The 23,024-nt window shown below is 43.0% G+C and carries 21 protein-coding genes; 2 read left to right on the forward strand and 19 right to left on the reverse strand.

Annotated features, from left to right (window positions below):
• Positions 1–10: 10 nt before the first annotated feature.
• From PHE37_RS06860 to PHE37_RS06875, 4 genes are all read right to left on the reverse strand, one after another.
• Positions 11–1,120, reverse strand: a complete 1,110-nt coding sequence (locus PHE37_RS06860) for a methyl-accepting chemotaxis protein (RefSeq protein ID WP_299994228.1) — start codon at positions 1,118–1,120, stop codon at positions 11–13.
• Between the two features lie 18 nt (positions 1,121–1,138).
• Positions 1,139–1,519, reverse strand: coding sequence for a PAS domain-containing protein (locus tag PHE37_RS06865; protein ID WP_299994230.1), 381 nt, complete (start codon positions 1,517–1,519; stop codon positions 1,139–1,141).
• A 185-nt stretch (positions 1,520–1,704) separates the two neighbouring features.
• Complete coding sequence (locus tag PHE37_RS06870) at positions 1,705–2,970, reverse strand: diguanylate cyclase (protein WP_299994232.1); 1,266 nt, start codon at positions 2,968–2,970, stop codon at positions 1,705–1,707.
• Positions 2,970–3,530: a hypothetical protein gene (locus PHE37_RS06875; protein ID WP_299994234.1), complete on the reverse strand. Its 561-nt coding sequence runs from the start codon at positions 3,528–3,530 to the stop codon at positions 2,970–2,972. The genes PHE37_RS06870 and PHE37_RS06875 overlap by 1 nt, the downstream gene beginning before the upstream one ends.
• A 147-nt stretch (positions 3,531–3,677) precedes the next feature.
• On the opposite strand from PHE37_RS06875, the gene PHE37_RS06880 reads away from it, so the two are divergent.
• Together PHE37_RS06880 and pgeF are read left to right on the forward strand one after the other, a co-directional pair.
• On the forward strand, positions 3,678–5,816 hold the full coding sequence (locus PHE37_RS06880) for a TonB-dependent receptor (RefSeq protein WP_299994236.1): 2,139 nt from the start codon (positions 3,678–3,680) through the stop codon (positions 5,814–5,816).
• Positions 5,817–5,866: 50 nt separating this feature from the next.
• Complete coding sequence (gene pgeF, locus PHE37_RS06885) at positions 5,867–6,616, forward strand: peptidoglycan editing factor PgeF (protein WP_299994238.1); 750 nt, start codon at positions 5,867–5,869, stop codon at positions 6,614–6,616.
• Here pgeF and dxs read toward each other — a convergent pair.
• The 15 genes from dxs to PHE37_RS06960 all read right to left on the reverse strand — a co-directional run bounded on the left by dxs (position 6,603) and on the right by PHE37_RS06960 (position 22,997).
• A complete protein-coding gene (gene dxs, locus PHE37_RS06890) occupies positions 6,603–8,420 on the reverse strand; it encodes a 1-deoxy-D-xylulose-5-phosphate synthase (protein WP_299994241.1) in 1,818 nt (605 codons plus the stop codon). The genes pgeF and dxs overlap by 14 nt on opposite strands.
• A gap of 76 nt (positions 8,421–8,496) precedes the next feature.
• Entirely contained in the window at positions 8,497–9,264 is a 768-nt protein-coding gene (gene fliH / locus PHE37_RS06895) for a flagellar assembly protein FliH (RefSeq protein WP_299994243.1), read from the reverse strand.
• A gap of 5 nt (positions 9,265–9,269) precedes the next feature.
• Positions 9,270–10,295: a flagellar motor switch protein FliG gene (gene fliG, locus PHE37_RS06900; protein WP_299924302.1), complete on the reverse strand. Its 1,026-nt coding sequence runs from the start codon at positions 10,293–10,295 to the stop codon at positions 9,270–9,272.
• Positions 10,296–10,304: 9 nt separating this feature from the next.
• Complete coding sequence (fliF, locus tag PHE37_RS06905; RefSeq protein ID WP_299994245.1) at positions 10,305–12,026, reverse strand: flagellar basal-body MS-ring/collar protein FliF; 1,722 nt, start codon at positions 12,024–12,026, stop codon at positions 10,305–10,307.
• Positions 12,027–12,038: 12 nt separating this feature from the next.
• On the reverse strand, positions 12,039–13,133 hold the full coding sequence (gene hisC / locus PHE37_RS06910) for a histidinol-phosphate transaminase (protein ID WP_299994246.1): 1,095 nt from the start codon (positions 13,131–13,133) through the stop codon (positions 12,039–12,041).
• Entirely contained in the window at positions 13,130–14,212 is a 1,083-nt protein-coding gene (gene pheA, locus PHE37_RS06915; protein ID WP_299994248.1) for a prephenate dehydratase, read from the reverse strand. Before pheA ends, hisC begins: the two co-directional genes overlap by 4 nt.
• Positions 14,209–14,988 carry an HAD-IIA family hydrolase gene (locus PHE37_RS06920; RefSeq protein WP_299994251.1) on the reverse strand — a complete coding sequence of 260 codons (780 nt, stop codon included), beginning with the start codon at positions 14,986–14,988 and terminating at the stop codon, positions 14,209–14,211. Before PHE37_RS06920 ends, pheA begins: the two co-directional genes overlap by 4 nt.
• A gap of 8 nt (positions 14,989–14,996) precedes the next feature.
• Positions 14,997–16,199, reverse strand: coding sequence for a diaminopimelate decarboxylase (lysA, locus tag PHE37_RS06925; RefSeq protein WP_299994253.1), 1,203 nt, complete (start codon positions 16,197–16,199; stop codon positions 14,997–14,999).
• Between the two features lie 16 nt (positions 16,200–16,215).
• Positions 16,216–17,304: an LptF/LptG family permease gene (locus tag PHE37_RS06930; protein WP_299994255.1), complete on the reverse strand. Its 1,089-nt coding sequence runs from the start codon at positions 17,302–17,304 to the stop codon at positions 16,216–16,218.
• Between the two features lies 1 nt (position 17,305).
• Positions 17,306–17,854 (reverse strand): aminoacyl-tRNA hydrolase, encoded by a 549-nt coding sequence (gene pth, locus PHE37_RS06935; protein ID WP_299994256.1) that lies wholly within the window; start codon positions 17,852–17,854, stop codon positions 17,306–17,308.
• Positions 17,855–17,856: 2 nt separating this feature from the next.
• Positions 17,857–18,393: a 50S ribosomal protein L25/general stress protein Ctc gene (locus PHE37_RS06940; protein WP_299994258.1), complete on the reverse strand. Its 537-nt coding sequence runs from the start codon at positions 18,391–18,393 to the stop codon at positions 17,857–17,859.
• Between the two features lie 69 nt (positions 18,394–18,462).
• Entirely contained in the window at positions 18,463–19,668 is a 1,206-nt protein-coding gene (locus PHE37_RS06945; protein WP_299994260.1) for a PilT/PilU family type 4a pilus ATPase, read from the reverse strand.
• Between the two features lie 3 nt (positions 19,669–19,671).
• The gene (locus tag PHE37_RS06950; protein WP_299994262.1) at positions 19,672–20,649 is read right to left on the reverse strand and encodes a transaldolase; all 978 of its coding nucleotides are present in this window, start codon (positions 20,647–20,649) and stop codon (positions 19,672–19,674) included.
• Positions 20,650–20,693: 44 nt separating this feature from the next.
• The gene (locus tag PHE37_RS06955; RefSeq protein WP_299994264.1) at positions 20,694–22,490 is read right to left on the reverse strand and encodes a DUF4105 domain-containing protein; all 1,797 of its coding nucleotides are present in this window, start codon (positions 22,488–22,490) and stop codon (positions 20,694–20,696) included.
• 60 nt (positions 22,491–22,550) lie between these two features.
• Positions 22,551–22,997 (reverse strand): DUF3015 family protein, encoded by a 447-nt coding sequence (locus PHE37_RS06960; protein ID WP_299994266.1) that lies wholly within the window; start codon positions 22,995–22,997, stop codon positions 22,551–22,553.
• Positions 22,998–23,024 lie beyond the last annotated feature (27 nt).

Consider the following 23,024-nt stretch of genomic DNA (forward strand, 5'->3'; position numbering starts at 1 on the left):
CTAAAAAAAATCAGCTCAACCGATCCATCGTATGAAGCAGTTCTTCCATTTTGTTATCGACACTTCCTACATACGTTGTAAGATCCATCATCTCATCCATGTTTTTGTTGAGGGACTCACTGTTATCGGTGATGGCCTGAATTAAAATGTTGATCGTTGCCGAGGTTTCAGCCAAACTTTTTTGGGTACGTTCAGCCAGTTTTCGTACTTCATCCGCAACGACGGCAAATCCACGTCCGTGTTCTCCGGCACGTGCCGCTTCAATCGCGGCGTTAAGGGCAAGGAGATTGGTTTGATCGGCAATATCTCCGATCGTCGTCAAGATTTGTTTTGTCTCTTGAGCATTTCCGGCCAATGATTGAAGATTTCCGGAGAGTTCATGCTCTTTATTTGCGACTCTTTGGATTCGCTCCACTGTCGTATTGATCATTCCGTTGAGTTCGACAAACTCTTTGGCACGTAGAGATTCAATGGTATTTTTGAGTTGTTTGGTATTGTTGTTGAGTACCTCTTTGGCTTCGACGTTCTGTTGCTCCATAGATTGCAGCGCCGTCGCCAAATCATTGATTTTCTCTAACATTTGAGCCATTTTGCCTTCGACGTTGATTTGAGCCCGTGTTGAGAATTTCCCTTCGCTTAATGATTCCAATACGCTGATGGCCTGATCGAGATTTTTCTCCGTTGCATCGAGCATCGCGTTCATCGTTTTTTTCAACAAATGGACATGGGGAGTTTTGGAATCACTTGCAACGCGGCACAAATAATGGCCTCGGCGAACCTTATCTGCAAGCAGAACCATTTCACCGGCTACTTTGGTATCTTGTTCCAAAACTTTTTCATGCGTTTGAGCCAGATGGTTCACTTTTTCTTCTATACTTCCAGGTTCTGCCAGATGCGCTTCCATTTGGTTGCGCTTGAATTGCATTAACTCCTCAAGTTCATTCAATTGTTGTTCCAACACTGCAGAATTTGACGATGACACCATGCTCAATCCTATCGCCGTTCCCATAAGAATGACGATAACACCGGCACTCATCCATGGAGAAGTGATCATAATTGTCAATGCCAAACCTGCAATACCTAAAATCGAAAGAATACTTATTTTTGTACTGTTTTTCATAGTTCTTTTGCCTTTGGATTAACGCATAGTTTTATAAAGCGCTTCGGCTTTTTTGATTTCATCGGGTGACGCTTTACGGCGGCATGACATGTATCCGCTGTTCCCGTCACCGCAAGCGATGTTTGGATAAACCGTGGCAAATACCCAATAAAAGCCTCCGTTCTTAGTGGCATTTTTGACATACCCTTTCCACACTTTTCCGCTTTTAACGGTGTCCCATAAATCTTTGAAAGCCGCTTTGGGCATATCGCTATGACGGACAATGCTGTGAGGTTTTCCCATTAACTCTTCGAGCGTGTATCCCGCAATTTTGCAAAAATCTTCATTGGCAAAAAGAATTATCCCTTTCGCATCCGTTTGAGACACCAAAAAATCGGTATCTTGAAGAGTGTGTTCCATTCAATTCCTTTTTCCTAATTGAGATTGGTTTAATAACTCAAATCGGATAATTATATCTGAAAACATCAGGGGAAAATAATGTCATTTTCCTACTCTTTTCAGAGCTTTGTTTGCTGTTGCAATGCAATTTTTATACTTGATTTATAAACGAGGGGGAAAACTAGACTTGGTAACTGACAATTCTCTTAATTCATAGAGATAAAACGGTTCCGACCCGATTCTTTTGCTTGATACAAAGCAGCATCCGCACGTTTTATCAAATCGTTATACTCATCCGTCTCGCCGGGAATACTGCTGCTGATTCCGAAACTCATAGTGATCGGATTTAATTTAACATCTCTATATTCGAATTTATCGATATTTTGTAGATTTTTTTGGATACTTGCACACAGCTCTTCCGCGGCACGGATATCGACTTCATACAACACGATCATAAACTCTTCACCGCCGTATCGTGCCAGGAAATCACTTTTTCGCTTTAGCGACTCTTTCAATATCTTTGCAATATCTTTTAGTACCCCATCACCGACGATATGTCCGTATTTATCATTGACCTGTTTAAAATGGTCAATATCACACATAATAATCGATACGATACTGTGATTGCGTTTAGCCAGTTCCCATACATCTTGCAAATGGATCGCAAGACTTCTTCTGTTGGATAAATGGGTTAGCGAATCCGTTAGGGAAAGCTCTTTAAGCTGCAAGTTTGCTTCTTGTAATTCTTGTGTTCTTTCCTCGACTTTGATAGCCAATGAATGATTCAAATCATCCAACAAGGTTGCATACCCGTTGATCTTGGCTACCATCGAGATAATGGCATTATGGATTACACCGACTTCATCACTCCGGTCCGATTTTTGAAGAGTAAAGTTATTAATCTGCGGGTCATATTGCAATACATGTTCGCTCAGCTTTTTTAAAAACTTAAACTCTCTCTTAACAAATAAAATGAAAATCATGAGCATGACAAAACTGATAGCGAAAATTTTCATCGTTATCTCTCTATTTTTTTGCATCATTGCCTGATATTCATGATCGTCGAAATATAAATTTACGGTGCCGGCATTTTCTCCGGTAACGGGATCCTTGATGACTTGGCTTGCATAACGGATCCCGTCGACTATTTTTTGGGATTCCGGCAATGGATTTTTCTCATAATGGAATATTCTAAATCCGTTTGAATCTATAAGATCAAAATTGAGCAAATCACGGTTCTGTTTGACAATTTGATTTAAATATTCCGTATTCGCATCGTTCAATCCCAAAGAGATATTCAACCCTATGACAGGGGAAATCGTATCAATTAATAATTTATTTTTTGACTTTTTAGATTCGAGGAATTGCTGAACAATGTTTTCCGAAAATTGGAACCGTTCAAAACCCACCAAAAACACGGCAAACAAAATCGCACCGATAATCATTTTAAATTCAATACTGATACCGCGCATTATTTGCCGTCTCCCTGCAAATAAATTTTTGATATTTGTACCAGTGTATTGTCCATCTCTATCCCATTTTGACGCAAAGCACTCATATTCATATAAGGAACTACTTTTCTCCCTAAAAACAATGTGGCATCAACCCCGCTTGCCAAATATTTTGCATCATACGACATGGTAAAAACGCTGTTTTTATTTAACATACGGATAGAACTGTCCATATTTTTTTCATCCGTATTAAATAAAAATGCCAGTTGACTTTTACGGCATGAATCAATATCCGAGTAATCACTTTTGATCAATTTAAATTTATAGTTTTTGATCCCGTTAGGATAATTATTTTGAATTTTATCACTTAATGACGATGCCGTCCTCTCATCCAATTTATCATATAAAATACAAATCTCCATTTTGGATTGAATGGAATTTTTTTGAGAGCTCATTAAAATAAAACGGGGAATAATTTTTGAGAAAATATCCAATGTATCATCATCATACGATGATGCGGATAATGCAACGGGATTAAACAAAATAACAAAAATTGATAAAATGAAAATATTATTTACCAATTCTTCCTGCCCTGTTGATCGTTATTCGTTCCGAAAAGTAATTAAGAAGACTTCTTTTCGCCCTCTTTAACTGAACTATTATAAAAACTTGTATAGTATAACACGACTATTAGTATAGCAAAATGTGTAAAAGAAAAGGTGCTTTTTATGTCCAAAAAAATTCTATTACACGCTATAGTACTCTCATCACTTACTGCATCCTACGCATCAGATAACAATGCGGAAATCAATGATTTTAAATCGCTTTTAGAAAATGTAAGCACTTTGGCAACAAAAAAATCGCTGAATGTGGATTATATGCCCTCTGTTGTCAGTATTGTCGACGCACAAACCTACCTCGATGCAGGGATACAAAATGTCGGTGAAGCGTTAGGGATGCTCCCGGGTATCCAAATGCAGCTTAGCCCCATGGGATATAGTATGGCGACGGTCAGAGGTTTTAAAAACCCGAATGCCTATCTTTCGGATAAAATAAAAATTCTTATCGACGGTGTTGCAATCAACAATGAAGTTTCCGGTTCCGGCGACTTTTATATGGACTTCCCTCTCCAGCTTGTCGATCGCATAGAGGTCCTCCGTGGACCGAACTCCACGACCCAAGGTTCCGGCGCGTTTTACGGTACCGTTAACATCATTACGAAACTGGGAAATTCGAAAGAAGAAAACAAAATTTTTCTCGGTACCGGCAGCTACAGTACATTGAGCGCCGGAGCAAATATTTATACACTTTCGAATAATTGGAAACTATTTTCCGATGGCTACGTTACGAGAAACGACAAATCTCTCCCCATCGAAGGTTCTACAACAAAGACGAATGAAGCGATGAGAGATGTCTCCATCGGATTTAAAGCCGTAAACGGTGATTTTGAGTTCCTTACCCGATATAAACGGAGTGTTTACGGAAACTTTTACGGTTTTGAAGAAGATCCGAAACTGATTTGGCTTAGTCCGAATGAGCATATCAACTCATACTTTTTCTCACAAGCCTCGTATAAAGCAAACGTCAATGAAGTTGGAATCGAAACAAAAGTAAACTTTTCACAAAGGGAACTGAACGAGGGTTCTTTTATTGCCGAGAAAGCAGTGACAGCCAGCAGATTCGCTGCAGTAGGTGTCACGAATATGCAAGAGGGCTTTTACTTCACCGAAAAACTCAGAGAACAAAACTTTGAAGCAGAAACCATCTTTACCCTTCCAAAAATAAACTCGAATGAGATCATAGCCGGTGTCGGAGCCCGGTATGTGAGAATACCGCAAGATGACTATTATAACAGTGTTGAAAATGCCATTACCCAAAACCTCTCTACGATCCTATCAAGTACGAATTACAACTCATTCCGTTATAGAGCCTCAAGAGAACCCGCATTTTGGGCAAATCCGACCACGAATTTCATCCGAGCCAATCAAACCCGAACGATCGGATATGGCTATATTCAGGATTTAATCTCGCTTACTCCGAAAGTGGATGTCATTTTGGGTGCACGTGTTGATGACTATTCCGATATTGGTACAAAATTAAGCCAAAGAGCCGCCGTTGTATATCGGGCAGATGACAAAACAATCTTTAAACTCCTTTACGGTTCTGCATTTCGCGCTCCGACCTTTACCGAAGCCTATGCCAACGGGCATATCAACTACCGTGCCGGAACCGAAAACATCAAACCTGAAGAGACCGATACGTATGAAGCTGTCGCACTCTATACACCGGATTTTAATAATAAATTCTCACTCGATTTCTTCTACTCGAACCTTAAAAATGTTATTGATTTGGAAGAGTTCTCCAATACGATTCCGGGATACCAAAATTACAACGATAGAAGAAGCAAAGGGATTGAGTTTGAATACAGCTTTCAGTCAAAACCCAACCATAATTTTTATTTCAATGCTTCCTACATCGAGACAGGATATACCGTCCCTCCGGAAAACGATTACCCCGTTTCAGTGAATCAATCCATGCCAGATATTTCCAAAGTCATGTTGAAAGCTATGTATGTCTATCGACCGATCGACAGCCTCTCTTTCGGTACGACTTGGCAGTATTATTCTCAAACAACCCAATCACAACTGGGATGGATTGTAGAGGACGGCGTGGATACGACCGTTCATCAGCAACATATCGTTGATGAAACACTCACCTATAAATTTTCGGCATCCAGCGAAATGCGGGCAACCGTCAAGAACATATTCAACGAAGATATCAGACAACCAAGCTATTACTATAATACAGACGGCGGGATCAAAAGAGAAGGCCGAAACTATCTTTTTAGCTACGTGCAACGGTTTTAATTTCGATGTAATTTATCCTGCTTGAAAGTCTCACTCGATATACTCTTTGAATGAAAACAATCGAGTCAAACCTTTTATCCGCTTTTACCGCTATTTCCGCCTGTTTTACGACACGTCACGGCGGAGTTTCCCAAAACCCCTATAGTGATGCAAACCTCGCGTTTCATGTCGGAGACAACCCGATTGATGTCTTGGCAAACCATGATTTACTCGCGCACCGATTAGGCTATGATCGACAATCTCTGATCCATATGCGCCAAATCCATTCCGATCGGATCACCATTATCGATGAGACCTACACTTTTGATACGCCGCCCGAATGCGATGCATTGATAACCGACCGTCCCAATATCCCTTTAATGGTAATGAGTGCCGATTGTACCCCTATCCTCCTCTACGATCCGGTTCATCAAGCGATCGGTGCCGTTCATGCCGGACGCGCAGGGGCACTCAATGAAATCGTTCCAAAAACCATTGAATCCATGAGAGAAACCTTCGGTTCAATGCCTGATGAGATTTATGCCGTTTTAGGCCCCTCCATCAGCGGCTGTTGTTATGCAATCAATTCCGCTATTGCAGAGGAAACAGTTTCAAAAGGATATCCGGAAGCACTCCGGTATGAAAACGAAAAAATCTTTTTGGATGTCAATACAATCCTCCTAACCCAATTGAATCGGTTGGGGATGAAAAATGTAGAAGTGATAGAGGAATGCACATCCTGCCTAAATGACCGATATTTTTCCTATCGGGCAGATCAACAGCATACGGGGCGTATTGCCGGAGTGATTATTCTCCGATAACCCGTTCTGCCAACTGAGAGGGCAGGAGCCCAAGCGACTCTTCAACAAGCTTGGTATTGCCGTGCTTGATAAATTCGTCCCCATATTCGAAACTGACCACCTGCACATCGGTGATTTTCGCTTCCGACAGCCATTCAAGCAAAGCACTTCCGACACCGCCCATACGTGCCGAGTCACTGAACACATACCATTCTTTATACTTTTGCGCCATTTGTGCCAACATAGTAGTATCTAGAGGTTTTACAAAACGCAAATCCAGTAAGGAAGGCTGATCCTCCATAAATTCCATCGTTTGCGCTGCACGGCCCACACCGCTGCCGTATCCGATAAACAATCGGTTTGAATCATTGGAAATGAGCAATTGCGATTTTCCGGTCTCATACGGGACTGATTTCGGAAGTTCGGCTTCCACAAATGAGCCTCTCGGATAGCGGATAGCACAAGGTCGATCATATCCGACTACATAGTCAATAAGATGATAAAAGGATTTCTCATCACGCGGTGCGCACAGTGTCATATTGGGAATTAACCGTAAAAAGCTAATATCGAAAGCTCCCTGATGGGTTTCACCGTCTTCACCGACGATTCCCGCCCGATCCATCGCAAATACCACCGGTAAATCCATCAAGCAGACGTCATGGATGACTTGATCGTATCCGCGCTGCATAAAAGTAGAATAAATCGTACAAAACGGTTTAAATCCCTCTTTCGCCAAAGCCGCCATCGACGTCACGGCATGCTGCTCGGCAATGGCTACATCCCAAAAACGATCCGGGAATTTTTCCATAAGCTGTGTTAATCCCGTACCACTGGGCATAGCAGCGGTAACCCCTACGATCTTATCATTCTTAAGTGCCTGTTCCATCAAGGCATCTGCATAAATCTGGGTAGCACTTTTCGTTGAACTTTTTGCATTTGCGGTTCCGCTTTTCAAATCAAACGGTGAAACCCCATGCCATTTTTCGTGTTTCCCCTCGGCTATTTCATACCCTTTGCCTTTAATCGTCTGGATATGGACCAAGACAGGCTTGCCCATCGCTTTTGCCATGCTCAAAATTTCAATCAACGATTTCAAATCATGCCCATCTACCGGACCGATATATTCTATCCCCATCTCTTCAAACAAAATCCCCGGAGTGATGAGTTTAAACGATTCTTCAAACCGTTTCGCAAGATAATGGGCCCCTTCGCCGAAATTATCAACGAACTGCTCCGTTTTCTTTTTAAAACGCTGATAAAAAGGACTGGCCATCGCAGAACTGAGCATTCGGCTGATTGCTCCGATCGGTTTAGCGATACTCATTTCATTGTCGTTAAGGATAATCACCATCGGATATTTGCGATCACCCAACTCATTAAGCGCTTCATACGCCATCCCGGCTGACATCGCCCCATCTCCAATCACGACAACGGGAATACGGCTCTCCTGCTCATTTTTCAAAGCGATTGCTTTTGCGGCACCGACACCGAGCGAAATAGAGGTTGAACTGTGCCCGGCTACAAAATAGTCGCTCTCAGATTCTGAGGGCTTTGTATACCCGCTTAATCCATTGAACTGACGAAGGGTTGCGAATTCATCCCATCTGTCGGTCAAAAGTTTGTGCGCATACGATTGGTGAGAGACGTCAAAGATAAAAGGGTCTTTTGTGGAATCAAATACTTTGTGCATCGCAACAATGATCTCAGTTGCTCCCAAAGTCGAGCTTAGATGCCCGCCGTTTGTGCTTACCACTTCCAAAATACGATCCCGTATCTTTTGGGATAACGCTTCAAGTTCGGGCAAAGTAAAATTTTTGATATTCATCGTCTGGCACTGTCCTAACATTGTATCTAACACTAAAAGTAATTCTATTATAAAGGTGAACCCTCAGCAAACTGCTTTAGGATTCGAGTAAAAGTGATCGCTTAAGTCTCTCGTAACGCTTTTTGATCTCAGAATCGATATTCCCGGCATCACTGATCGCAACAACTCCGCCTGGACTGATCGCACGATCAGACAATACCTCTACATGGGATAAAGAACCCACTTTTTCCGATATAAATCCATGATCGGCAGGGTTAACCCGAAGAGTGATTTTGGAAGCGTCTTTGAGCTCTTCAATCAAATCACCTGAAAGTTTGGCCGCGATTTTGGAACTGTTGTCATGCGTTTCGATACCGATCACCTCTTTCGCAATCTCTAATGCCGTATGGGTCAACTCTTTTTGGATCGATACCAATGCCGTTACAAATTCAGCAGCCGCATTTTCAAGCGTTTTAACCGATTGGGCGAGTTGATCGTGCGATTGTGCATTCTGTCCTGCACGCTGCGCTTGTTCTTGAGCGATTCCGGCTGCCACACCCTCTTCATATCCGGCTTTTTTAGCCTCCTCAAGAGCCTGAGCATGCTCTTCTTGCATCGCTTCGAGACGCATTTGCATTTTTATCACATTGGAGCTCATCTCGTCCGCTTTTTTCATAAGCGATTCGATTAATTCATCTTTGGGAGTGGCTAAGCTCTCTTTACGGCGTTCTACGACACCCTCATGGGCACCAAGCTCTTCTCGCGCCTCTCCGATACTGGCCCCCGACAAAGAGGAGAGAATTTTAAATTGGTATTTGCTGATGTTATGTGCACCGGAACGATCCTGTTGAATAACCACATCCATCTACGTTACTCCACCAGCTCTTCAGATTCACCCAATTGCAGTACACCCTGTTCTGCCAATGCCTGAACGGCATCAACGATTTTACGCTGAGCACCTTCCACCTCTTTGACTTTGACGGCACCCAAAAATTGCATCTCTTCGATAAAGGAGTCTTTCGCACGTTGCGACATATTGGCATAAAATTTCTCTTTGAGTTCATCGGCAGAACTTTTAAGCGCCAGCATAAGATCGTTTTTATCGACCGATTTGAGAATCTCACGCACACTGTTTCCGTCAAGATCCACGATGTCTTCAAACGTAAACATCATCTCTTTAATCGACGCCGCAAGCTCTTGGTCAAGCTGCTCGATTTGTGAGAGTGTCGCTTTCGATGCTTTCGATCCCAAACGGTTGAAGACGTCGGCAACGGCGCGAGGTCCGCCCACTTCCACTTTGTAGCTTGCCAACGATTCGAGTTTGGACTCCAATACTGCGCTGACCCGCTTAATGATGGACGGTGAAATATCACCCAGTTTTGCCATCCTCATCGCTACTTCCGCACGAAGATCATCCGAGAAAATATACAAAGTCTCTGCCGCTGCGGAAGGGTCCATATGGGCAAGAATAAGGGCGATTGTCTGTGGGTGCTCCGTCATAATGAAGTCTGCCAATTGCTGAGGCTTGATCTTAGACAAATAGGCAAAGTTTTGGGTATTTTGCATTGTCTTACTCAGACGTTCCAACACTTTTTTCGCTTCATCCGGTCCAAGAGCTTTATACAAAATTTCACGCGCGTATTCAAGACCGCCGGTATTTAAGTACTGATTGGATTGCACGATCGCATAAAATTCTTCCAATACGGCAGCACCCAAATTCTTCTCGATAGAACGGTTGTTTGCAATGTATTTGGATATTTCGGTAATCGCTTCAACATTCATACGCGCAAAAATAGTAGCGGTAACATCTTCGCCTAATTGGACCAATAAAATCGCAATTTTTTGCGTCATGCTCATTTCATCGAAATTTGCTTGTTGGGACGGTGTTAAATTCATATTTCCCTCCTATCGCTTATTCATGTCGCTGGGAATTGATTCTTCATCAATTAGCGTCTGAATAAGCGAGGCAATTTCTTCCGGATGTTCTTCCGCAATTTCACGTACTTTTTCAAGTAATACATCGTATTTAAGCTCATCTTCGTTGAAACTTTCCCCAAGTCCAAGCTGACTTTCCACTTTTTTACGCATTTGCTGAACTTTTTCTACCAAGTCTTCATCCTCATCGTCTGCGATTTCCAGATTCGGTTTTTCAAATTCCTCTTCATCACGGCTGAATTCAAGCATACGTTCTGCGAACGGAATAATGATTTTTTTGTACGCGATAAACAAAATCACGGCAACAAACAAATATTTGAATAAGGTTGAGAATGGTGCCAAATACGTATCAATAAATGCCGTTGTCTTAGTTACAGGAGTTTTAGATTCCCCCTCTTTCGTTGTCTGGAATTCAAAATTACGTACAGTAACGACATCTCCCCGTTTTTCATCTACACCAATCGATTGTTTTACCAATGCATCGATCGCCTGGAGCTGCGTTTCATCCAAAGGGATATATTCTTTCTCTTCCGTCGGCTGTCCGTCTGATCCTTTTTTAGCCTCGTATTTTCCATCTACCGCAACGGCAGCCGTCATCCGTTTGATACGGGCGAACTCCATTTTTGTTGTTGAAACCGTTTTTGAAATTTCATAATTGGTAGTTCCGGTTGTTTTTTCGTATTTTTCACCGGTTGCGTTTCCACCCAACCCTTGAACCGGTCCGATGTTGCTTACAGCTCCCGGAACTCCTCCGACTTGGGCGGAAGCGGGAGTTCCTCCGTCACGTTTCTCTTCACTGGTTTGTTCACTGCGGACGACGCTGTCCGGATCAAATTTTTCGGATGTAGAACTTTGCTCTGAAAAATCGTATTCAATCGTTACCTTTGCAACAATACGATCTTTTCCTCCGATAAACGGAGCGAGAACATTCAGAATTTTTTCTTCCTGTTTTTTCTCTTCTTTGGTTTTAAACTGCTGCTGCATGGAAGAGAGTTCGCCCATAGCCGATGCCGCATCATCATCTCCAAGTGTCTCTCCGTCCGAATCGATCAAAGCGACATTCTCAGGAGTCAGTTTCGGAACTGCCGAAGCGACTAGCTTTTTAATCCCGCGGATTTGCTTCGGTAAAAGTTTTTGATCTGCTTTCAGCTGGACCATAACGGATGCTGATGGGGGAACGGCTTCCGATACGAAAAGGGTCTCTTTCGGCAAGGCAAGAGAGACACTCGATTTTTCAACCGGTGCCAATGAATCAATCGAACGGGCAAGTTCACCTTCCAACGCACGTCGAAATTTCACCTCTTGGTCAAAATTGGTCGCACCGAACTCTTGTTTGTCAAAAAGCTCAAAACCGACATGCCCCTCTTTTGGAATCCCCATAGAAGCAATCGTAATACGTTCCTTGTATACAACGTCTTTTGGGACTTCTATGACATTTTCACGGGGGATTTTATAGGGGATTTTATCTTTTTCGAGTTGTTGCACCACTTGTGCAGCATCTTGAGAGCTTAATGAATCGAAGAGGACTTGATAGCCTCCGTTCTCGCCGCTTCCACCATCGGAGGTGTATACGACCAAAAAGACTAAAAATGCCACTATTCCTGCAACTGCCGCACCGATAATAGTTTTTTGTGCTTGATTAAGCTTTCCGAAAAAAACAACAAGTTGCGAGAAAAGGGCCTTAAAATCCATTGTTACCTATTTTTATAATAAAGGATCGGTGAGTTCAAAAAATCGATCATTTTGAATCGATGTTCCGATTGTAACGCGAATCGCATTCAATCCGTAACTGCTTAAATCACGTACAATCATACCCTTTTTTAAGAGTTCTTGCGCAATTTTTGATGAATTTTTTTCTTCAGGAAGCGATAAAGTGACGAAATTGGTATAACTATCAATCACATCGATCCCCTTGATACGTGCAAACTCCTCATAACGTTTCATTTGCTCAAAATTATCGGCGATACATGCTTGAACAAAAGCCTCATCTTCCAGAGCAACCGATGCCGCTTCCAGAGAAAGCGTCGTTATATTAAACGGCGGACGAACTTTATAGAGTGTTTCAATGATAGGTGCCTGAGCGATTCCGTATCCGACACGCATCCCTCCCAAACCGTATGCTTTGGAAAACGTCCCCAAAAAGAGGACGTTATCAAATTTTTCGATCAAATCGCGCGGTTCTACCGCATATGCCGGATTTTTAAAACGGGCATACTCCATGTATGCACCATCCACAATCACCAAAGTATCACTGTCTACTTTTTCAATGAACGAAATCATTTCTTCCGCTTTAAGCCCATCTCCCGTCGGGTTATTAGGGGTACAAAGGAAAATGATGGATGGCTTATGTTCTTGATAGAGGGCATAAAATTCTTTCATCTTGTGCTCGCGTGATGCAGTACGGATTATCTGTGCTCCGACTTGTTTGGCGTAAATCTCATACATCGCAAAGGTCACGCTGTTCATCAGTACTTTGCTTCCGGCATGAGCTTTGGCATGGATCGCAAATTCGATCACCTGATCACTGCCCGCGCCGATAACCAATTCATTGTCTTTAATACCGTATTTATCGGATAAAGCCGTTTTGAGTTTTACCATCGAATCATCCGGGTACAGGGCCATGTTATCGATAATAGCACGTACTGCATCTTTGACTTTCGGTGAACATCCGAACGGATTTTCATTACTTGCCAATTTAACAATATCTTCCTTGGTAATTCCGTATTCCCGAACCACTAATTCGATTGGTTTCCCCGCCTCATACGATTTGATATTTTCTAATGCACTGTTAAATTTCATAACTCTCCCTTAACATAGCTGCCTAACCATGTTACTTCTTCTGTATGTTTTTGGATTAATTCTTGAACTTGAGGCTCATCGATATGGCCGAAAAAGTCGATGAAGAACCAATAACCGAAGCCGTCATTATCCCGTGAAGGACGACTCTCAATTTTACTCAAATTGATATTGGCATTATTGAAATCTTCCAGGAAATGGACTAACGCTCCAGCTTTTTGTGCATCTTTCAAACGTACGAGGATCGATGTCTTATCATCATCGCTGATACCGTTTTTAAAATCACTCAAAATGAAAAAGCGTGTCGCATTATTATGGGCATCTTCGATATTTTCAAACAGGGTCGGGACACCGTACAGCTTTGCGGCAATATGCGAACATATAGCCGCAGCCTGAGGATCTTTGGAAGCCAAAATAGCCGCTTTCGCCGTTGATTCAACCGGTATGTGTTCTATGCTCTCAAGTCCATGCTCTTGCAAAAACTCCCGACACTGACCAAATCCTTTATCTTTCGAATATATCCGTTTGATGTCCTGAATTTTTTCCGATTTTGTTGCAAAGGCCATATGGATCGGCATATACAATTCCGCTACGATTTTCATACTGCTTTTACCGAGCAGATCGAGGGTTTCACCCACAACGCCGTCGCGTGAATTTTCGATCGGAACGACACCGAATTTTGCACGACCTGCTTCAAGTGTTTTGAATACCGCTTCAATCGAACCGAGTGAAAGATAATCGCTCATTGCACCGAAACGCGATTCTGCCGCCTGATGGGTAAAACTCCCTTCAGGTCCGAGATACGCAATGCGTTCAGGAAGTTCAAGATTACGGGCCACGGCAAAGATTTCCAGAAAAACCGCTTCAATCGCCTGAGCATTCAGCAATCCGCCTGATTGTTTGCTCAATAGCGTCAAACGGTCAATAATCGCTTTTTCACGCTCCGGACGGTAAACTGCCGTCTTGCTTTCATGTTTGATTTCACCGACACGACGGACTACTTCCATACGGCGATTTAACAGTGTTACAACTTCATTATCGATTTCGTCGATACGTGCTCTGCACTCTTCTAAAGTATTCATAGACTCTCCAATATTCCCTGCATATCCGCGTAAATCTCTGCCGGACGCTGAGAAAGTTCCAAAGACGGGATAATTTCTTCAGCCGATCGGTATTTTCCGCTGAGGACAAATACCCCTTTCATCCCCAGTGATTGCGCTCCGATGAGATCCCCTTTGACGTCATCACTGATGATGGTAATGTCACAAAAATCAGCTCCCGCTTTTTGAGCCGTTAAACGCCGCAATGCCTCATTAAAAAATGAAATACTCGGCTTGCCGACAACAATATACGGAGTTGACGTCGCAAATTCAAGCATTTTCAAAATAGCCCCGACTCCCGGATAGCGTTTATGGTTTTTGACATACAGCGTCGTTTCATGCATACCCACGAGCTCCGCTCCGCCAAGGAGAAACTCAATCATCGCAGCATATTCATCCGGTGAAAAGTCCTCTTTAATCGCGATTAGTACGACATCCGGATTCGTATAATCGAGACTGTATCCCATGGAATGTAATACTTCTAAGAAAGGTTTCGAGCCGTATGCAGCAATCTTTTTGCTTTTGTCGATGTGACTCTCAAGCATCATTAACGGATCAAGGTAATGTTCGCTCGGGATCTTGAGTCCTATAGAGTTTAAATACCCTAAAAATTCGCTGCTCGGGTTTTTGGTACTGTTGGTAATAACCATATACGGTATTTTATGAGTATTCAGGAAATCAATAAAAGCAACCGCACCTCGTGTGGGAAGCTTGGTATTGTCTTCGATTAATGTCCCTTGTACATCGATAAAATACATCATACTTCCTACAGATATTCACGCTCTAGAGCGATCACATCCTCAAAATTTTCACGGCGTCGAATAAGCCGGTCTTGTCCCGCCTCAATGGCGATCTCGGCAGAACGTCCGCGGGTGTTATAGTTGCTTCCCATTCCGAAACCGTAAGCTCCGGCACTATGCACGATCAGTAAATCATTATGTTCCATCGGCGGAAGCGGGTAGTTTTTAGCTAAAAAGTCACCGCTTTCACACACCGGCCCAACCACATCCGCCGCACTCTCTTCACCCGTTTTATCCAGTGCTTCAATGCGGTGGTACGCTTTATACAGGCTCGGACGGATCAAATCGTTCATCGCTCCGTCAACCATGACGAAACGTTTGGCTCCGTTGTTTTTTTCATACAATACTTTTGTCAAAAAATATCCGGCATTCGCCGTCAAGAAGCGTCCCGGTTCACAAATGATTGTGACATCGATCCCTTTGAGTGCGGAGAGAATCGCTTGCGCATAATCATACGGTTCAATCGTCGTCTCATTATCGTAACGGACGCCCAATCCTCCGCCGATATCAAAAAATTTCAACTCGATATCGATCGCTTGAAGCGATCGAAGCAAATCGGCGACAATGACCGCTGCTTCATAAATCGGTTCCAATTCAGTCAACTGGCTTCCGATATGAAAATGGATCCCGACCGGATCAAGATGATCCGAATTTTTTGCCTGAATGTACATCCGTTTCGCAGCAACAATCTCTACACCGAATTTATTATCATGCAGTCCGGTGGAAATATACGGATGGGTTTTAGGATCGATATTCGGATTAACACGGATACTGATACGTGCTTTGGTATTCAACTCACGAGCAATCATTTCAACCCGTCCAAGCTCGGCTTCGCTCTCAACATTGATGTATAGGATGTCGGATTCGATCGCTTCACGGATCTCGTCATCCCGTTTGCCGACACCGCTGAAAATAACGCGGTATTTTGGAATTCCGGCCATCAAAGCGCGGCGGACTTCCCCGATAGAGACACAGTCCGCACCGGAACCTAACTGTGCAAAATGCTTGACAACACTGAGATTGGAATTGGCTTTAACTGCATATGCCAAAATCGATTTACGCCCGCGAAACGCCTCTTTCAAAGATTCAAATTGCGTTTTCATCGCATCAAAATCGTACACATACAATGGTGTTCCGTAGGTTTGTGCCAGAGCTTTAAAATCGATCACCCTTAATCCTCATTGATTAGTTTTGTCGCGATTTTACCCTAACTCTCCTTAGGGGATTTCCAAGTCGCCAAAACATCACGCTGCTAAGGGCGATAATAGGTGCGATTACCCCTATTTCAGGGGAAAGTGTTTTGTTATTTGAAAGTTCGCCCATCATAAAGAGCAATCCCCAAACCATCAATGTCACCAAAATTGCTCCGAAACTAAAAAAAGAAAGATTTAAAAATCGGGCACTTACAGGAGTATATGAGAAACAGATCACGATGAGGATTAGGGCAAACCAAGGGGTGATAAACATACGATACATTCCGCTCGTAATTTTTGCGATCTCAACATTTTGGTTTTTTAAAAGACTCAATGCTTCCAAGCCGTCACCGATCGTAAAATTCGCTTTCCCCTCATAAACCTGATCCAGGATTTTAGGCTTAAAATCACGAAGAACTTTCATATTTTCACGATCTTCACTCACGATTCCGATCGCTTTGAGATCAACCGTTTGCGGAGGGTGAATCAAATGGGCCTTTTTAATATTCCAATATCCGTTGTCATATACCGCTTCCGTTGCGCTCAGTGCCTCTTTTAAATGCCCCTGATCAAATGTGAAAATACGGATATCTTCTGCCCTTTTGCTAAGTGGGTACAGATTGCCGAAATAGATGTAATTTCCCTCATGGGTAAAAAAAAGATTGCTTGTCGGACGGATAAATTCGGACGTTTCTCTAAGATTATCCGAAAATTCGTTGGCCCGTGCGAAATTGGTCGTATGCAAAGCAATATAAATTCCGATCAATCCCCCTGCCACACTCAGAAAAGGGGCTAAAATTCGAGCTTTGGAATACCCGATTGCATAATAAGCCGCCAGCGCATTGGAACGAACCAATTCGACCAGTGAGGCAATCATTGCAAATACCAATGAAATCGGCAGCATCATATCGATCGCATAAAAAAATTTGTACATTATGTAAATCAAAACAAGATTTGCGGATGCCGGCAGACCGGAAGCATTATCCATTAAATCGAATCCGACCATAAAACTGCTGAGCGCCGTCAAGACAATCAAGAAATAGCGTAGATACAAAGATGAAAGCGTCGTAAAAGCAAGCATCCTAAAAACCCTTACTCGAACATTTTGCGGCTACATCACTGCAACTGTGCTTGAGCAGCATCTCAACGGCATCCGCGGACGCTCCAATCCAACTTGCGAGTTTGGATTGCTCCTCCGCACTAAACGGATGCAATACATAATCGGCAACCTGTGATTTGTGTTCAGGTTTTCCGATCCCCATCCGAACACGGATATAATCGGCACCGATAGCGGCGTCGGCCGATTTTAGCCCGTTGTGACCGCCATGACCGCCGCCTTGTTTAAAGCGCAATGCACCGAACGGGAGGTCCAAATCATCGTGGATGACGATGACCTCATCAATTTTATAAAAATTTTTAACGGCTAGAATAGAACGCCCGGAGAGATTCATATACGTCGTAGGCTTGAGAAGAAAGTGCAATCCCATTTTAAACAACTCCCCTTCAAAGGAGCTCTTTGAAACATTTTGCACACTATGGCGGCGGCAAAGTTCGTCAATAACCATAAACCCGATATTATGACGGGTCGATGCATACGCCGAGCCGGGATTGCCCAGTCCGACGATAAGCATAATTATTTCGCTTTAATGATACTAAGAACCGATACACGATCGGAATCAGTAAACGTTACGTTCTCAACACGTGGAAGATCACGAACCAATACCGAATCACCTAAATCAAGCGCAGCAACATCAACGGTAACGTTAGCTGGTAAACTTTCGATTGTTGTTTTAACACGAAGACGTTTTTTCGCGATGAATAACATCCCTTTGTTTTTTAAACCGATCGGAGTACCTACTGTTTTAACCGGAACATGGTAGTGTGTAACAACACCCGGTTGTGCAACCATCAAATCAACGTGTAACAAATTGCCCGATACCGGATGAGACTCATATCCTTGAACTACAAGGTTCATCTCTTTCCCGCCAACGTTTGCAGCAAATGCCACGGTTTCTTTGTTGCGCACCGTACGGATAAAGTCGTTCATTTTGAACGCGGCGTGAACGTTTTCAAGCCCTTTTCCATAGATGTTAGCAATAAGATAACCATCACGGCGATATGCTTTTGTAGCAGCTTTGCCAATACTCTCTCTTACAATGCCTTCTAACATAATCATGTCCTTCAAAAATAAAATGGGAGGGATTATACTTAAAATTAATTTAAAATATCCTAAATTGCTTTATGTTTTTAATCCGATATACTCTTCTGTTTTAAACTCTTTCGGACCGTCATCTACCCCCAGCTTTTCTTTAGAAACCGTAGTACTCAATCCTTCCATGCGAAGTCTTAAATCCGATGCGGATGTCGCATATGCCAAGGCATCTTCCCGACTGATTTTCCCGGAAAGATACAAATCTAAAATTCCTTGATCAAACGTTTGGGATTTGTACAACTCTTTCCCCTCGGCAATTGTATCCGGAATTTCGATATCGCGATTTTCAGCAATCAACTGCTCAATACGGGGTGTCCGAATCAAAATTTCCAGTGCTGCCGTACGTTTTCCGTCCACAGTCGGAATGAGCCGTTGAGAAATAACCCCTTTTAATACAGAGGCAAGCGTCATACGGACACGATTTTGTTCTGCCGTCGGAAAGACCGAGATAATACGGTTTACTGTCTCTTTAGCATCCAAGGTATGCAGTGTCGAAAAAACCAAATGCCCGGTATCAGCCGCATGAAGTGCAATTTCAATCGTCTCCATATCCCTCATCTCCCCAACAAGGATAATATCCGGGTCTTCACGCAGAGCGGCACGCAGAGCAGAGCCGAAACTATGGGTATCTTGGCCGATACTTCGTTGATTGACAATGCATTTACGGTCCTTATGGACAAATTCAATCGGGTCTTCAATCGTAATAATATGCTTACGCCGTTTCCAATTGATTTCATTGATAAGAGCGGCAAGCGTTGTCGATTTTCCGCTTCCGGTTACTCCGGTAACCAAAACCAATCCCCGCTCCATTTCCGCAAAACTGTGTACTACACTTGGTAACTCTAACTCATCTACCGTCAAAATTTTGACCGGAATGAGACGAAAAACAGCGGAAATCCCCTCCATTTGGAAAAAGATATTGATACGAAAACGGGTATGTTCATCGAACGGATAAACAAGGTCAAGCTCTTTTTTCTCGACCAACTCAGGGAAACGGGTACGAAGCAGTTCTTTAGCAAATGTCAGTGCATCCTCTTTCGAAAAAATCTCTCCAGAAAGAGGAATAATCTCTCCGTTAATACGGGCACGTACTACGGCATTGGCTTTAATATGCAAGTCACTACCACCTGCATCGACCATACGACGCAAATAGCCACGGATTTTTTTCAAAACCTCAAAATTCAGTTCCCCTAAATCAGGTTGATGGACACTTTGCCGAATATTTTCATTCATGTTTTACTCCAATTCACTCAAGATTTCACTAAAGGCAATTTTAAACGCTTCAAGCCCTTCGACAATCTGCTGTTCAATAATCGTTTCCATTACAATGCCCGCCTCTTTAACACGATGCTGATGTTCACGAATAACTTCCATTGATAGAGGGAGTTTCACCGTTCTGTCTCCGCCTTGAACATAAGCGTCAATCGTAGCAATAGGGGCGGTATTCACACTGTTCGGCGCTAAAAGTTCATCGATATAGTAGGAAGCTCTAAACTCATCCCCTTTTACTCCTGTACTGGCGAACAATACACGGCATCTAGGAACCTTCATAGCTTCTACACGGTTGTAAATTTCTGCCGCATTAAAAATACCCATCAACCCGGTACGAACTCCGGCAGCCCGAAGCGTTTCATCAATGGCACGATCAATGCGGCTGACAAAAACACTAATGACCGTATCGACACTTGCTTTCTGAGATGCTCTCTCAAATGCGGCTGCGCATTTCAGTGCTTGTTCAACAGAGAAAATCAATGTTGCATTAACAGCGATTCCTTTCGATGCCAAGGCTTCCATAGCCAAATATCCGGCCTCTGTAGCAGGTACTTTGATCATCACATTCGGACGGTTGATACTCTGATGAAGACGTACTCCCTCTGCAATCGTCGCTCTCGCATCATCACACAAAAACGGGTCGACCTCGATACTGACGTATCCATCATCTCCGGCATCGTATAACGGGCGTAAAATATCGGCGGCTTTTTGGATATCATAAATAGCTAATGCTTCATATTTTTCTTTTGGTGAGATGGAACCAAGTGTCGAAAGTTGCTCTTTATACGCTGAAGATGTGAGAATCGCATTTTTGAATATTGCCGGGTTCGATGTGGCTCCGTTGATAATCCCTTTGGCGATTAATTCTTTAAAGCCTTCATCTAAATAGGTCCGTTCAATAAAATCAGCCCAAAGGGCAAAGCGGGCTTCCGCAAGGTACATAATAACTCCGTAACAAAAAGGTAAACTATTATGCCGAAAAATAATTAAAAATAGATGTTAACACCAAGTTTATATCGATCCTCACGATGATATTGATTGAAGACTTCATAGTTAAAAACAATTGCTCCCATCGTATTCCACTGCCAAAGATGAGACATCAGTATACGGCTTCGGTCCGCTCCATCGAGATACAAAATATGGCCTGCTTCAACACTGCTTTTCATCCGATATCCCCAATTCATCCCTGCACCGGCACTAAACCCGAGGCCTGCATCCGCATTAAAGCCGAGCCTTACCTCCGGTTCACTCAAAAGATAACCGAAGAACTGATCATTTCCTATTGCAGCCCCTGCTCCTACACGGGTTACAAAACTAAGCTGATCATCTCCATAGTCACGATCCCATCCGCTTTTCATCCGCCATGAAAACGGTCTGAAAAAATGACTGACCGGAGAGATAGAAGCTAACGAAAGAACCGTCAGTTTTTCCAGATTCACTTTATCTTTATCGATCCCGATCAATGTATCTAAAAATTCAATCTGCGCTCCCGCAAGGTGGCCCGTATCATCTTCAAAAAGATCATGAAAGGCCGGACGCCATCCGATAAGTACAGGAGACCGATGCTCGAACCACCCTTGTGCCACCTCTACCCGAGCGGAATGATGCGCCGTATCGGGATTGGATTTACTCTGTATCGGTAATTCATTACCCGTTCCCAACGCCGCACGCGCTACAAGAAGCTCGTGATACCGTGCGGAATACTCATCTTTGGTCATTTTCCCTTCGATATAGTTGTACTCCACAAGTTCAGCAGAAGCTTCAAGGATGAAACGGCGTTCTTGTTCACTCAGCTCGACCGCTTTTAAATCAGTGCCATGCATTGTGCCGATTGTGAGGAATCGAACCGCATCGATGCCCTGAGGGCTTAGTTGGCGCTCATATGCCAAAAGTTTTGTCCGTTTGGAAGGGCGGAAATGTTTTTCTCCGACCAAAGCTTCATCTTCAAATGCACGAACCGTTTCAGGAGGTATAACATAATAGAAAAAATGATCGCGCAGATGGACACTCGGTCTCGCAATTTCGGTCAACCAAAGCATATGATAAGAGCAATTTTCATCAAAAAAATAGTACCAGGAATTAATATGCTGCAATTCCCAGATATGACGGACCATGGCCATAACCTCATCATGGGTAAGATTTAGGTCATATTCCCATACATCTCGAGATTCACTATCGCGATATTCTTTAAGTTTTTCATAATAAGGAAGCATCGAATAAAATCCATGGTATCCTCCAAATAGTCCTTTATAGGCAAATAACAGCCCATTCGTATCATCTGTAAAAGCTGCATAATTGATCGCATATGACATTAGCTTCGAATCCATCGACGAATCAATCCGTAAAAACGTATGCCCGAACATCGATGCAGGAGAGTTAATATGGGCACTCGGAAAAACAAGCGTCACTTTCTGGGGATCCATCTTCGTAACAAGTGCATTATATTCGTTGCATTCACCCTCACCGAATGAGGTATTCAGCTCACTTTCCAACCATGCACGGCGAGCGGGAAATCGGCAAAAAACACTTCCGTCACTTTGATTCAAATCACGCGTAAAATGCTTGATTGTCTCATCTAATTCACTCGAAATATCCGTTTTACCGTTTGGAGCTAAAAAGAAAGCCGGATCATCGATTTCACTTTCATTATGAGGAGTGTGCATCAAAAGATGCCAATAACGGGTATCGGACAGATGTTTTGTATGAGCTTGCGCAATCAGTTCATCGGTCGTACTTGCGAAGAGCGATAAAGTCAGTGCGCATAATAAAAAAAGAAACGGCAAAAAAACCTCAGATTCAGTATTCCCGCAAAAGCGGAAATACACATTTAAAGATACCTATTATTACCCGGCAATGGTTGAAACGTTATCCAATACGGTTGCCATATCCGCTTTATCACTGCTATAAATCGCGTTGTAGTTTGCTTGAAGAGCCGATGCAAATGCCGCTTTGTCCTGAACATTCAAAAGCTCTGCCAAAGTCGAAACACTTTCACCGTGTCCGATAGCAATCTCACGAGAGAGTTGATCCATGTTGGATGCAACAAACTCAGCCGCACGTTCATTCAAGACTAATTTTGATTTTTTACATCCTGATGTTCCGGATGTAACGCCAAACGTTTGGTTACCAAGTGTTCCATTCGTTGTTGCCTGAAGTGCCAACATAACCGCGGAACTGTCATCATGGATAATTTGTGATCCAAGACCACACCCCGTTTGACTGTTAACTGTTGCAAAACCTGCCGTACTAAGTGCCGCGATTGCTGCGATGCTGATTAAAACTTTTTTCATATAGACCCCTTTTTCATAAGAATTAAC

It is taken from the genome of Sulfuricurvum sp., from assembly GCF_028681615.1.
Taxonomy (GTDB): Bacteria; Campylobacterota; Campylobacteria; order Campylobacterales; family Sulfurimonadaceae; genus Sulfuricurvum.

What these genes read in the sequence shown, in the direction of transcription:
- PHE37_RS06930 (WP_299994255.1), bottom strand. Translation starts at nt 17,304, where the DNA reads ATGCTTGCTTTTACGACGCTTTCATCTTTGTATCTACGCTATTTCTTG.
- PHE37_RS06945 (WP_299994260.1), bottom strand. Translation starts at nt 19,668, where the DNA reads ATGAATGAAAATATTCGGCAAAGTGTCCATCAACCTGATTTAGGGGAA.
- pheA (WP_299994248.1), bottom strand. Translation starts at nt 14,212, where the DNA reads ATGAATACTTTAGAAGAGTGCAGAGCACGTATCGACGAAATCGATAAT.
- fliH (WP_299994243.1), bottom strand. Translation starts at nt 9,264, where the DNA reads ATGGATGTGGTTATTCAACAGGATCGTTCCGGTGCACATAACATCAGC.
- PHE37_RS06940 (WP_299994258.1), bottom strand. Translation starts at nt 18,393, where the DNA reads ATGTTAGAAGGCATTGTAAGAGAGAGTATTGGCAAAGCTGCTACAAAA.
- PHE37_RS06920 (WP_299994251.1), bottom strand. Translation starts at nt 14,988, where the DNA reads ATGTATTTTATCGATGTACAAGGGACATTAATCGAAGACAATACCAAG.
- fliG (WP_299924302.1), bottom strand. Translation starts at nt 10,295, where the DNA reads ATGAATTTAACACCGTCCCAACAAGCAAATTTCGATGAAATGAGCATG.
- fliF (WP_299994245.1), bottom strand. Translation starts at nt 12,026, where the DNA reads ATGGATTTTAAGGCCCTTTTCTCGCAACTTGTTGTTTTTTTCGGAAAG.
- PHE37_RS06870 (WP_299994232.1), bottom strand. Translation starts at nt 2,970, where the DNA reads ATGCGCGGTATCAGTATTGAATTTAAAATGATTATCGGTGCGATTTTG.
- PHE37_RS06860 (WP_299994228.1), bottom strand. Translation starts at nt 1,120, where the DNA reads ATGAAAAACAGTACAAAAATAAGTATTCTTTCGATTTTAGGTATTGCA.
- pgeF (WP_299994238.1), top strand. Translation starts at nt 5,867, where the DNA reads ATGAAAACAATCGAGTCAAACCTTTTATCCGCTTTTACCGCTATTTCC.
- dxs (WP_299994241.1), bottom strand. Translation starts at nt 8,420, where the DNA reads ATGAATATCAAAAATTTTACTTTGCCCGAACTTGAAGCGTTATCCCAA.
- PHE37_RS06880 (WP_299994236.1), top strand. Translation starts at nt 3,678, where the DNA reads ATGTCCAAAAAAATTCTATTACACGCTATAGTACTCTCATCACTTACT.
- PHE37_RS06865 (WP_299994230.1), bottom strand. Translation starts at nt 1,519, where the DNA reads ATGGAACACACTCTTCAAGATACCGATTTTTTGGTGTCTCAAACGGAT.
- hisC (WP_299994246.1), bottom strand. Translation starts at nt 13,133, where the DNA reads ATGAAATTTAACAGTGCATTAGAAAATATCAAATCGTATGAGGCGGGG.
- pth (WP_299994256.1), bottom strand. Translation starts at nt 17,854, where the DNA reads ATGCTTATCGTCGGACTGGGCAATCCCGGCTCGGCGTATGCATCGACC.
- PHE37_RS06960 (WP_299994266.1), bottom strand. Translation starts at nt 22,997, where the DNA reads ATGAAAAAAGTTTTAATCAGCATCGCAGCAATCGCGGCACTTAGTACG.
- PHE37_RS06950 (WP_299994262.1), bottom strand. Translation starts at nt 20,649, where the DNA reads ATGTACCTTGCGGAAGCCCGCTTTGCCCTTTGGGCTGATTTTATTGAA.